Raw genomic sequence first — 12917 nt, forward strand, 5'->3', positions numbered from 1 at the left:
ATTCCAGATTCAATAAACCTGGTTTTAATATTATTTTATGTTGAATTAGTTTAAAAGTTTAATATTTTAAACCTTATTCTATTCATCTAGTAAAACGCGATTGATTTGAACAAATCTTTTAGCATAATAGGGTTCTTTAGTGGATGATATAATTACTCCTTGGCTAGTTGATGAATGGATAAATTTAATTTCATCTTCTATAACTTCTGTAATCATACCTACGTGTCCTACTCCTCTACCTCTTGTAGCAAAGAAAATTAAATCTCCTTTTTGGGCTTGACTTCTATCAATACGAACACCTGCTCGTTGCGCCATTTCTCTTGATGAGCGGGGTAAAGTCATTTCTATATTTTTAAATGTAGCAAACATTAAACCGGAACAATCAAAACCTCCATTACCTGTAGATCCGCTACGATAGCGAGCTCCTATATTTTCAGATGCTTTGGTTATCAAAAATTCTGCTTTAGATATATTTTCTTCTGACAAAGGAGCTACTACGGTAATAGGTATTTCTGGTTGTACTGCTTCTGATTCAATGATTAACTCATCTGTATTTTCTTCTTCTATTTGAGGTTTAATTTCTACTATCTTAATTTGTCCTTTTTTAGATGGAGCAGGTATTATATTTTCTGATGTTTTAACTGCTTCAACTTCTTTTTGAGGCACTGTTTCTTTAGATGTTACAACCTCTTTTATTGAATTTTGAGATTTTGTATCTATTGCTAGTACAGGTGTATTTTCAGGTATTGATTTTGTTTTTATAATTAATTTATCACCTATGGCTAAATTATTTTTTATCTGAGGATTTAAAGATTCTAATTCCGTAATGGAGATACCATATTTTCTTGAAATACCGTATTTTGTTTCTTTTATTTGTACCTCGTGTAATAACTCTATGGTATTACCACTTAAATTAGGAGAAATATCTGTTTTTCCTTGTGCAGTAAGAGTTTCTTCTTTTTTGTTTTTTTTATTTTTTTTCGGTTTTTCATCTATTAGATTTAACTCGTTGACTTTTTCTGTTGGAATTTTGATATGTTCTCCTATTTTTAGTCCTTGTAATTCAATATTAGGGTTTACTTCCTTTATTTTTTCTATGGTTGTGTTATATTTTTTGGAAAGGCTGTATAATGTTTCTTTCGTGAGTACTTCATGTTCTAGTATTTCAACTTGAGGTTGTTCTTTATCTTTAACTTTAGAAATCGGTATTTCTAAAATCATATTAAGCTGTAATGTTTTTTTTGCTTTTGGATTTAGTTCTATTATTTTACTTTGCTTTACGTTATACTTTTGAGCAATACTATAAACTGATTCACCACTCATTACTTTATGTTTAATTTTTTCTTGCCCAAAAACACTAACCGAGAACCACAAGAGGCTATAAATAATTTTTTTTTGAAAATCCATTTTTTACATTTAGGTGTATAAAAGGTTTGCCCTTTTTATTCGTTTCGCAATTTACATAATAAAAGTGGGTCCTTCCTTTAAATTTAACATTTTTTTAAAATCAAGAATACCTAATTTGTCTTTTAATATGGTATAATACCATTTAAACTTTGAAATTTCCTCATAATACTATTTTTTACCCTTGAGACTGTCCAAAAAGTTCGCAATCTTGTCATTTCGACCAAAGGGAGAAATCACATAACGTAGGTTATGAAACTCCTCCTTTCGTAGGAGTGACAACCGCATGTTGATTTAGACACTATCCTACAAAAGCAATAAAAATTAGTATTGATTCTCGATACGTTTCGCGCTCGAACTAACGATAACTTCGATTATATACTCAACCGTTTGTTCGAGTTATTTCTAAAATAAAAAAAACATATTGAGAACTTTATTTTTTAATTCAGTATATTTTAAGTTTAAATGGTATAATTTTAGTCACAATTAATATTTTAGGATTTCAAATAAATCAAAACTCTTGTATTAAATGAATGTTATTATTTTTTAATCTTATGTTTTAGTAATAGTATCTAATTCTTTTAATATAGATGGAATACGAAAATTTCCATGCATATTTTTCAAATGACCAACTGCTTTTCCTATTTCGATTCCAATGGTAGAAACATATAACGGTTTTTTACTTTCTCCTCTATATACAGGTTCTACCGTTGTTTTATTACTATGAAATGCGTTTTTAGCAACTCCTATGATTGGAATTTTTTTTTCTAATAATTCCCATACATATCCGCCTAATCCGTATTTTAAGGAGTCATCTACATAAATGTGTCCGTCTATTATGATAATCTCTAGTTTTTCTAAAGGTATCTTCTTTAATAGTGCTTCAATACATGGCAATTCTCTTTTGTAAAATTCTCCTGGTATATACTCTTCTATTCCTTGCTTTATATCTATAATAATTTCTTTAGGTTCTGCATCTTCCCAATTAAAAAGTACTCCAACACTTTTGGCTATATCATCTATATAATATACATCTATGGCTAGTATCATGTTATATCTTTGTATGTATTAGTTTGTTTTTATTCAATCTTTCAGAAAGTATTTTAACTAGTTTTTTATTTCTATATTTTTTAAATATAAATTAACTTAATTATATTTTTATAATTAAATCTAAAGTTATTTAGTGTTCGTAATGTTTTCTATAAAAATAGAAAAGGTATTGTTTTGTAATCTGTTTATTTCTAAATTTAGTTAAACTCAAATTACGCATTATAAATTTATTAGAACTAAAAATGTCTTTAACTCTAAAAAAGTACTCTTTTTTTCTTCTTTCCTCTTTTTATCTTCATTAAAAAGTAAGGTATAATTTGGGTTTAAAAAAAATTCAAGAATGTATTTTATTTGAATTAAATCAAGTTTAGACGAAATGAGCTCGATCAAATACCGAGCTCATTTTTATTAGAATTAATTATAAATTTGTTTAACCTTTTGGATTTTACTTATCTTTTTGAACAGTTCTCATTAATTCATTTTAAAAATATATTATTTCACCAATAATTTATGAGATGGTGCAAACTTAGTTAAATTAATATTTTGTACTGCTTGTTTGTATTCTTCAATAGTTGGAGTTCTACCTAGGATAGTTGACAACACTACTACGGGTGTTGAAGAAAGTAGAGATTCTCCTTTTTTAGCATCTGTATCTTCTACTACTCTCCCTTGGAATAAACGAGTAGATGTGGCCATAACGGTATCTCCTTTTGAAGCTTTTTCTTGATTTCCCATACATAAGTTACATCCTGGACGTTCTAGGTACAACATGTTTTCATACTCGGTACGTGCATTTGATTTAGGGTTATTATCATCAAATTCAAAACCTGAATATTTTTGTAATACTTCCCAGTCTCCTTCAGCTTTTAATTCATCTACAATGTTATAAGTTGGAGGTGCTACTACTAATGGTGCATTAAATTTTACTTCGCCTTTTTGTGCTTCTACGTTTTTCAACATTTGGGCTAATATTTTCATATCGCCTTTATGCACCATACAAGAACCTATAAATCCTAAATCGACTGTTTTGGTTCCGCCATAAAAAGATAATGGGCGAATGGTATCATGTGTATAACGTTTAGAGATGTCTTTATTATTTACATCTGGATCGGCAATCATTGGTTCGTTTACCACATCTAGATCTACTACCACTTCTGCATAGTATTTAGCGTTTGCATCTGGTTTTAATGCAGGTTCTTTTCCTGAACGAATCTCGCTAATACGCTGATTTGCTTTATCAATCAAGCCTTGTAATACTTTGTTTTTGTTGTCCATTCCTTTATCAATCATGATTTGGATTCTAGACTTTGCAATTTCTAAAGATTCTATCAGGGTTTCATCTTCAGAAATACAAATAGATGCTTTAGCTTTCATTTCTGCGGTCCAATCTGTAAAGGTAAAGGCTTGATCTGCTGTTAATGTACCTATATGAACTTCAATAATTCTACCTTGGAAAACGTTTTCGCCTCCAAACTGGTGTAACATTTGTGCTTGTGTTGCATGAACTACATCACGGAAATCCATATAATTAGCCATATTTCCTTTAAAAGTTACTTTTACTGATTCTGGAATTGGCATAGAGGCTTCACCTGTAGCTAAAGCTAAAGCTACTGTACCAGAGTCAGCACCAAACGCTACTCCTTTAGACATACGTGTATGTGAATCTCCTCCTATAATAATGGCTCTATCATCAACTGTAATATCATTTAACACTTTGTGAATTACATCAGTCATTGAATGGTATACTCCTTTAGGGTCACGTGCTGTAATCAAACCAAAATCGTTCATAAATTTCATTAATTTTGGAATGTTTATTTGTGCTTTTTTATCCCAAACGGAAGCGGTATGACATCCTGATTGGTAAGCTCCATCAACAATTGGCGAAATTACTGTTGCAGCCATTGATTCTAATTCTTGGGCAGTCATTAAACCTGTAGTATCTTGGGATCCCACAATATTAACTGTCACACGAACGTCAGAACCGGCGTGTAATATTGTTCCTGGTGTATTACCTACTGCATTTCTATTGAATATTTTTTCTACAGCTGTTAATCCTTGACCTTCTATAGAAACTTCTTTTGAAGGAGCAAAAACTACAGGTGCTGTTATCCCCAAGGTTTTTGCTGCAAAGGTTTGTAATTTTTTACCAAAAACAATAGCATAAGATCCTCCTGCTTTGATAAATTCCATTTTTTGTGGAGTAAATGATTTTGATAAATCAATTAATTCTTTATCTCCGTTGTATAATTTTTTTGTTTTTGTGTTGATTGTTAAAACAGTTCCTGTTTCAACAGAATAGACTTGTTCTAATACAGGCTCTCCATTTTCATCTCGAACTAGTTCTCCATTTGTGTCTGTCTTTTTTATCCAGTTTTTAAGATCAATACCAATACCTCCTGTTACATCAACTGTAGTTAAGAAAATTGGTGAGATTCCGTTAGTACCCCCTACAATTGGAGCAAAGTTTACAAATGGTACGTAAGGACTTGCTTGTTTACCTGTCCATAATGCTACATTGTTTACACCTGACATACGAGAAGATCCTACTCCCATTGTGCCTTTTTCTGCTACCAGCATTACGCTTTTATCTGGATGTTGTAATTTTAAAGCTTCTATTTCTTCTTGTGCTTTAGGAGAGATCATACATTTACCATGTAATTCTCTATCAGAACGTGAATGTGCTTGATTACCTGGAGATAGTAAATCTGTGGAAATATCTCCTATACCAGCTACGAAAGTAATAACTTTCATTTCCTCTGCCACTTCTGGTAACTTTGTAAAAAACTCAGCTTTAGCATAACTTTCTAGTATTTCTTTAGCTACTGTATTTCCTTTTTCAAAAGCTACTTTTAAACGATCCATATCTGCATCGTATAAGAAAACTTGTGTTTTTAATACTTCTGCTGCTTGTTTGGCTATTTCAGGAGTATTTCCTAAAGCTAAATCCAGCAATACTTCTATAGAAGGTCCTCCTTTCATGTGTGACAACAATTCGAAAGCAAAAGCGGGTGAAATTTCGGCAACTAATACTTCTCCTAAAATTATTTCTTTTAAAAAATCAGCTTTTACTTTTGCTGCTGGGGTTGTTCCTGGTAAGGTATTGTAAATAAAAAACTTTAGAGAATCTTCTCTATCTTGATTATTTACATCTTTAATTTGTAGTACAATTTCGTTTAATAATTCAGCTCCATCAATAGGTTTTGGATGTAATCCTTGTCCTTTTCGCTCTTCAATTTCTTTAAGGTATTCTTTATACAATTCCATATCTAATTACTATAAATATAAGGTTATTATTTTTGTTGTTCAAATTTACGAAATGTTCAGATTGCTTAAAAATTTTCAAAACAAATATCGCAATCTTTCATTATTTTTTACCAAAATATCAAATTAAGCACTTTATATTTAAAAATAAATAAATAAAACAGGTTGTATTTTAACGAAATACAACCTGTTTTAGTTTTATAAAATGTTTTTTTTATTATTTTTTGGCTTTTATATATTTAAATAACCAATCATAAAAGACATCTTTATGAAAATAGCGTTCTACACTGCCATGATTTCCATTGGGCTCTATGGTAAAAGTAGCATCTGCTTCTGGTATACATTTTTTTATAGCTTCATATACTTTTGAGGATTCTCTTAATGGTACTATAAAGTCTTTTGCACCATGAATAATCCATAAAGGAAGTTGTGCTAAGTTAAAACTATCTGCTGTATTACCTCCTCCACATATAGCAACGGCTGCTGTTAATTCATTTGGGTATTTTCCTGCAAAATGTAAGGTTCCATATCCTCCTAGGCTCATTCCACAAACATAAATACGACTTGCATCTACAGCGTAATTTTCTTTTGCATATTGAATGAGTTCTAGTACTTTATCAGGATTCCAAGCTCCTTTAGCTAATTGGGGTGCCATTACTACCGCATCAATCTTACGTCCGCGTTCTATAGCACGCAGAACGCCGTATCGTTTTACACGATTCAAATTGGTACCGGAGAGGCTTTTTCCGTGTAAAAAAAGTAATAAAGGTAATTTTTCTCCTTCTTTAGGGGCTTGTACCCAAAAAGGATATGAGGTTTTTCCTTTAACAGCCTCGATTTTTTTAGGTTTTTCTTGAAAGGATAAGAAAAAAAGTGCAATGATTACTCCAATCCATCTCATATTAAAATAATTTTTGAATAATACTTTCTTCTGAAATACCTTCTGCATCTGCTTTATAATTTTTCACAATACGATGTCTTAAGATTCCTACTGCTACGGCTTGTACATCTTCTATATCAGGACTAAATTTACCTTGTAGAGCAGCGTGTGTTTTGGCTGCTAAAATTAAATTTTGAGATGCACGCGGTCCCGCTCCCCAATCAATATAGTTCTTCACCAGATTGGGTGCTAAAGGATTGTCAGGACGTGTCTTGGATACTAAAGTTACAGCATATTCTATGACGTTATCGGTAACAGGTATTCTACGAATTAATTGTTGGAATTCAATAATTTCACTTGGGGTAAATAATGGATTTACGCTTGCTTTAAAATCTGACGTAGTACTTTTAACCACCATTACCTCTTCTTTAAAGGTTGGATAGTTTAACTTGATGGCAAACATAAACCGGTCTAACTGTGCCTCTGGTAAAGGATAAGTTCCTTCTTGTTCTATAGGGTTTTGAGTGGCTAATACAAAAAAAGGTAGCTCTAACTTATAATGGTGTCCTGCTACTGTAACTGATTTTTCTTGCATAGCTTCTAAAAGTGCTGCTTGGGTTTTTGGCGGTGTACGATTTATCTCATCTGCTAGAATAATATTAGAAAAAATAGGTCCTTTTATGAATTTGAAGGTCCGATTTTCATCTAAAATTTCACTTCCTAAAATATCGGACGGCATTAAATCTGGAGTAAACTGAATACGTTTAAAATCTAATCCTAATGCTTGCGAGATTGTATTTACCATTAATGTCTTTGCTAATCCTGGTACTCCTACTAAAAGTGCATGTCCTCCGGAAAATATACTTAGGACAATTTGGTTAACTACTTCTTGTTGTCCTACAATTACCTTGGCAATTTCTGTTTTTAATTCTTTTTGTTTTTGAACTAGTTGCTCTATAGCTGTTACGTCTGACATTTTATTTTAGATTTTTTGAATTTGATTTTAAAATTGAAAAACAGATAAAACCAAACTCATTTACAAAAAAACTTTTTCTTTTAAAAAAGTTAAAACTAATATTTTTATTTGATTTAAAAAAATTTGAAATAAAGCTAATCACTCATCTAAGCTCATTTTTCGTAAGATTTTTAGTACTTCATTAAAACCTCTAAATTGTTCTAGATAAAATTTCAATTGTTTTTCATCATAATTTTTTATTATAAATTGAACAATTTCGTTCACTTCTTTTTTCTCGTATAATGACGAATTATGGATATTACATAATGCTTTTAAGAATTTAATTTCCGACATTTTAAAAGCATCTTCTTTGTATTTATTAAAAATGGTGTAACTATTTGTTTTATTTAAAATATCAAAAAGAAATTCTTGTTTTCCTTCTTCTTTTTTTAATTGATAATATAACTCAAATGCTTCTTGATTTCCATAAAATATGGCATTAGTTGCGTTTGTCAACAAAGCTTGTCGGTATTTTTTAAAATCTTCTAAAGGAGCATATTTTTTTATTAATTCATAGTTATTTCGACTAAAAATATATTTTCCGTGTCGTGCTAGTAATAAGGCTAATTTATCGTTTTGTTCTAGTTTACGATATAATTCATCTAAAATTTCAACATAAGGGATATTAATTTCTTCATAATAATTACTATGAATTTGATCTAAAGCGTATTTTTCTACTTTTTCATTTTCACCTAATTCATTTAATGCTTTAATAAGTAAGAGGTTATAGTCGTTTTGAAATTTTACAGGTTCAAAAATTTTTACATACTTGGCAAACACCCCATGTTCTATATAAATAGGTAAAACAAATTCTCTTAAATCAAAGTTTTCTAATCTCCAATCTATTTTTTTTTCTAAAAAAGGTTTTGCTTTTTCTTCTAATTTATTCAAGAAAAATGCAAGTTTTAACTCGTTTGTTTTTGAAAATTTATAAATCTTATCTAGATAAAAGAAATTAGTATATTTTTTTCCATCTGTTATTTCAAAGACTATCAAAGCCTCTACTCTTTCACACCATAAGTCAAAATCTTTTAGGAGTAAAAGATTTGTAATAAAAGTTTCTTTTATTTTTTTGATAAAGGTTTCAATTCGAGTCGTATGTAAACAATAGTCATTATAAAATTGCCAAAGCTCTTTGGCTATATAATCAATATGCTTTAGATTTTCTAGGGTTTGATTTTTTAAAAGAATTTCAATATAAGGTTTTAGACTTATTTGAAGGGTATCTATAATTTTTTTTACCTCATTGGTTTGTACTGTTTTTCTTTTTCCTATAATAGATTTTATAGATTCATTAATAATATCTGTAAGTTTTTCTTCTGAAATTTGAATTTCTTCTTTAAAGAATTGATTTTTAAAAACAAAGGCTATTTCTTTATTTGTGTTCAATAAATTTGCTATCCAAATCCGCAAATCGGTATCTGAAATCGTTTCTAATAATTGGTCTGATTCGGATTGTTTTTTAAGGATTCTTTTTTTTGATGTTTCAGTTATTGTTTTTTGATTTTTAAGAAAAGAGGCTAATGCTATTATATGTATACAAACACTATTAGCTGAACAATCGCAAAGGGTTGTCTCAATTTCTTTTTTGGAATTGATTTTTATTTGTACATCATAACTTTTATCTTTTTGATCTACATAAGCAACAAACGAGTTGGGCTCTAACTCATCTAAATCACGAACAGTTAGTTTCTTTATCTCTTTTAGTTTTGTATTATTTTCTTTTAAAAAGGTAGAAAGAGTAGACATAGGCAACAATTATAACGAACACTTTTTTCTAAAAATAAATATTAAAAAAAAGAGTTAATTCTATAAAACTATAAAATTAACTCTTTTTTTGTATTATAATAAAATTTATTTTTTTAACCAATTATTAGTGAAGGTACAGTCACGATACTCTCCATTAATTTTAATATGGGTTTCTTTTATTTTATCTGCACTCCACTTCCCAATTTCTTTTAATTGTTTTTCTTTTAGTGCTAATTCTTTTAAACGTAAGTAATCTTTTGCATAATCAGCCGTATGTTCTTCAAAACGATTAGTTACGGTCATAATTTTAAAAAATTTTGCACCTGTTCTATCTTCATCTGTTACAGGATATGATATTTCACCGTCTTTTAAATTTGCTACTACTCCGTAAATAGAAGGATCCATTTTGGTCAATTCAAAACGAGTGTCTTGTGTTTTTGGGTTTGTTAAAACTCCTCCATCATTTTTAGTTTCCTTTTCATCTGAAAACTGGCGAGCTGCTTGGGAAAAAGTTAATTCTTTATTTAAAATACGTGATCTAATTTTTTCTGCTTTTTCTTTTGCTTCTTTTATGGCTTTATCAGATGCTTTAGGTGCAATTACTATATGTCGTAACTCTAAATCTTGTCCTTTAATTTTTTCTAATTGTATAATATGATAGCCAAATTCTGTTTCGAATGGTTCTGATATTTCTCCTTCTTGTAGACTAAAAGCTACATCTTTAAATTCCTTAACAAATTGTGTTTTTCTATTCATTTTATAGTAACCTCCACTATTTTTAGATCCTGGATCTTCTGAATATAAAACTGCTTTCGTAAAAAAACTAGCCCCATTTTCTAATATTTCTTTTTTTAATGATTTTAGTTGATCAATGATGGCTTGTTTGGATTCTTTAGAAATTTCAGGTTTTATTACAATTTGAGCCAATTCCATTTCTGCTCCAAAAACGGGTAGTTCTTCTTTTGGTATTTTTTTATAGAAATCACGTACTTCTTCAGGGGTAATAGTTACACGATCTACAATCTTTTTTTGCATCTCTGCGGTTAATTTATTTGACTTAATAATATCAAATAACTCAGTTCTCAAATCTTGTTCGTTCGTTTTTCTATAATATTCAACTACTTTTTCTATTGAGCCTAATTGTTGTTTAGCATAGTCTAATTGTTCCTCTAATTTTTGATTTATTTCTGCATCTGTTACCTTTATACTGTCTTGAACTGCTTGATGAGCATATAACTTATCTTCTAATAATTTGCCTAGCATTTGACAACGAGAAATTTCTTTTGTATTAATTCCTTGTTGTTTGAGTTCTATATAGGTTTTATCAATATCTGAATCTAAAATTATATAATCTCCAACTACTCCAACTACACCATCTACTTTTGTTTTTTGAGCAGTAGTCGAAAAAACGGCAATGAATAAAGTTAGAAAAACACTTACTTTTTGAATTAATTTCATTTTTATTGCTTTATTACTTTTTATTTAGATGTTTTTAACTTTTCAAAAACATTGTTATTTATATTAACCTTAAATTCTTTTTTGAGTTCAGAAACCCAATTATCTTCCAGAAACTGCTGATAATCACTAATAACTTTTCCTTTAGTTTCTTCCAATTCTTTTTGTCTAGCTGGTAAAATTTTCAGTACTTTTGTAACGTAAAAATACTCTTTTTCTTTGTAAATTTTAGTAACTCCTTCTTTTAAAATAATATTAGGATTGTTTCCTTCTTCAACTATTTCTTTTTTAGGTATAACATTAATTATTTCTTTTGTATTTAATTTTTCTTTTAATACATCAATAGTAGCATTTTCCTTTAACAACTTTTGAGCTTTTTTAACAAATTCTTCATTAGTTGAGGATACGGTTATCACTTCTGCTCGATTTTTCCATTGATATTTTAATTTATTTTCTTGGAAATATTTTTTAAGACCAATTGTATCTTGTTTTGCTTTATTCCAAATTTCTTTTTCCATTAAATCAAATAACAATAAACCATCTCTGTATTCTTCTACTATATTTGCAAATTCAGGAAATTCCTTTTCTAAATTTTCATTATAGTAAATATTTAATTGGTTATCTATAAAATTAGAATATGCTTGATCTATTAATTTTTCAATTGGTTTTATTTTGGTTTTTATTTTTTGTTGTGAATTTAGTTCGTTTATAAAAAGAGTTCCTTCAATTGATTTATCGGCTATTTTTACTAATTCTTTATCAAATAGTTGCTTTTTATTTTCTGGCATTTGCCATTCTGGATTATAATAACTATCTGTTATAATATTTTTAATTTCTAAAAACATTTTTTCATTACGTTTTACAGAATATTTTTGACGTAATTTAGAAGTTAATGCTGAAACTATTATTTTGGAGCGATCATCTTTTCTAATTTTAGCATCTAGCTCTCGTTCCATCTCTTGTAATTTCTTAATGGGGTGTTTTTCAATAAGTTTAACTATGTGCCATCCGAATTGGCTTTCGAAAGGTTCTGAATAATCACCTATTTTTTTTAGTTCAAATGCTTTATCTTCAAAAATATCTGAACTTAACTGACCTGAACTAAAACGAGGCAAAGTACCTCCTTTTGGAGCAGAACTCTTATCTTCTGAATACTGATTTGCCAAAGTAGCAAAATTTTCTCCTTGTTTTAATTTTGAATAAATATCATAAATTGAATTTTTCGACTTTATAATATCTGCATCAGTATTGTTCTGAGGTCTTAAGATCATAATATGAGCTACCGTTACTTCTCCTCTATTTTCTCTTATATCTTGTACTTTTAGTAAATGGTATCCGAACCTTGTACGTACTGGCATCGAAATTTCTTCTATTTTTGTTTTATAAGCTGCAGATTCAAAAGGATATACCATTCGAAAAGCAGAAAAATATCCCAAATTTCCTTTATTTTCTTTAGCTGATGGATCTTGAGAATACTGAATTGCTAAAGATTCGAAAGATTCTCCTTTTAAGGCTTTATTTCTAACTTCTTGAATTTGTTTATATGCTTTTAGTGTATCTTCAGGAGTTGCATTTTCATCACATAATATCAGAATGTGACTTGCTTTTACTTCTTTTTGTATTCTGGTATATGCCTCATCTATTAATGCCTTTGTAACTTTAGTATCAGAGGTATAATTTTTAGCCAATTGATTTCTATAGGAACGTAATTCGTTTTTATATTGTGTTCCGTTTTGTAATTCTAATTTATTTGCTTTATTAATTTTTAGCTTATAAGCCACATATAAATCTAAATAAGCATTCAAATCTTTTTGTGACTCATCTTTAACTAGATCAATATTTTTATTATAAACGCGTAAAAACTCATCTGTATAATATGGTTTATCATCAATTGTAAACAATATATCTTTATTGAGATTTTGCGAAAAACCTGTAGTAGAAATTATTAATAATGCAGTAGTTAAAAACTGTTTTAGATTCATTATCCTATTGTTTTTTATAAATAGCAAAGCAAAAATAAGAATTAGAACACATTAAACAAGTAAAGATAAATCTATTAACAAAAAATTATTAACAAAAAAACACCTCCTATGAGGTGCTTTT

Annotated in this window: 8 protein-coding genes; all 8 read right to left on the bottom strand. The window is 29.1% G+C overall.

What is annotated here, in order from left to right:
* Positions 1-78: 78 nt before the first annotated feature.
* On the bottom strand, positions 79-1407 hold the full coding sequence (locus ACUXZJ_RS00070; RefSeq protein ID WP_063743137.1) for a C40 family peptidase: 1329 nt from the start codon (positions 1405-1407) through the stop codon (positions 79-81).
* Positions 1408-1956: 549 nt separating this feature from the next.
* The gene (locus ACUXZJ_RS00075) at positions 1957-2454 is read right to left on the bottom strand and encodes an endonuclease V (RefSeq protein WP_060382876.1); all 498 of its coding nucleotides are present in this window, start codon (positions 2452-2454) and stop codon (positions 1957-1959) included.
* Positions 2455-2946: 492 nt separating this feature from the next.
* A complete protein-coding gene (locus tag ACUXZJ_RS00080) occupies positions 2947-5718 on the bottom strand; it encodes a bifunctional aconitate hydratase 2/2-methylisocitrate dehydratase (protein ID WP_446195488.1) in 2772 nt (923 codons plus the stop codon).
* 214 nt (positions 5719-5932) lie between these two features.
* Entirely contained in the window at positions 5933-6616 is a 684-nt protein-coding gene (locus tag ACUXZJ_RS00085) for a carboxylesterase family protein (protein WP_060383870.1), read from the bottom strand.
* Between the two features lies 1 nt (position 6617).
* Positions 6618-7571, bottom strand: a complete 954-nt coding sequence (locus tag ACUXZJ_RS00090) for an AAA family ATPase (protein ID WP_060382878.1) — start codon at positions 7569-7571, stop codon at positions 6618-6620.
* 138 nt (positions 7572-7709) lie between these two features.
* Entirely contained in the window at positions 7710-9359 is a 1650-nt protein-coding gene (locus tag ACUXZJ_RS00095; RefSeq protein WP_060382879.1) for a hypothetical protein, read from the bottom strand.
* 105 nt (positions 9360-9464) lie between these two features.
* Complete coding sequence (locus ACUXZJ_RS00100; protein ID WP_060382880.1) at positions 9465-10817, bottom strand: peptidylprolyl isomerase; 1353 nt, start codon at positions 10815-10817, stop codon at positions 9465-9467.
* A gap of 20 nt (positions 10818-10837) precedes the next feature.
* Complete coding sequence (locus ACUXZJ_RS00105) at positions 10838-12796, bottom strand: peptidylprolyl isomerase (protein ID WP_063743138.1); 1959 nt, start codon at positions 12794-12796, stop codon at positions 10838-10840.
* Between the last annotated feature and the right edge of the window lie 121 nt (positions 12797-12917).

The organism is Flavobacterium sp. TN-1 (assembly GCF_052828645.1).

Bases quoted from the DNA above. Each gene is read 5' to 3' on its own strand.
- ACUXZJ_RS00100 (WP_060382880.1), bottom strand. From the start codon at position 10,817: ATGAAATTAATTCAAAAAGTAAGTGTTTTTCTAACTTTATTCATTGCC.
- ACUXZJ_RS00095 (WP_060382879.1), bottom strand. From the start codon at position 9,359: ATGTCTACTCTTTCTACCTTTTTAAAAGAAAATAATACAAAACTAAAA.
- ACUXZJ_RS00085 (WP_060383870.1), bottom strand. From the start codon at position 6,616: ATGAGATGGATTGGAGTAATCATTGCACTTTTTTTCTTATCCTTTCAA.
- ACUXZJ_RS00070 (WP_063743137.1), bottom strand. From the start codon at position 1,407: ATGGATTTTCAAAAAAAAATTATTTATAGCCTCTTGTGGTTCTCGGTT.
- ACUXZJ_RS00105 (WP_063743138.1), bottom strand. From the start codon at position 12,796: ATGAATCTAAAACAGTTTTTAACTACTGCATTATTAATAATTTCTACT.
- ACUXZJ_RS00075 (WP_060382876.1), bottom strand. From the start codon at position 2,454: ATGATACTAGCCATAGATGTATATTATATAGATGATATAGCCAAAAGT.
- ACUXZJ_RS00080 (WP_446195488.1), bottom strand. From the start codon at position 5,718: ATGGAATTGTATAAAGAATACCTTAAAGAAATTGAAGAGCGAAAAGGA.
- ACUXZJ_RS00090 (WP_060382878.1), bottom strand. From the start codon at position 7,571: ATGTCAGACGTAACAGCTATAGAGCAACTAGTTCAAAAACAAAAAGAA.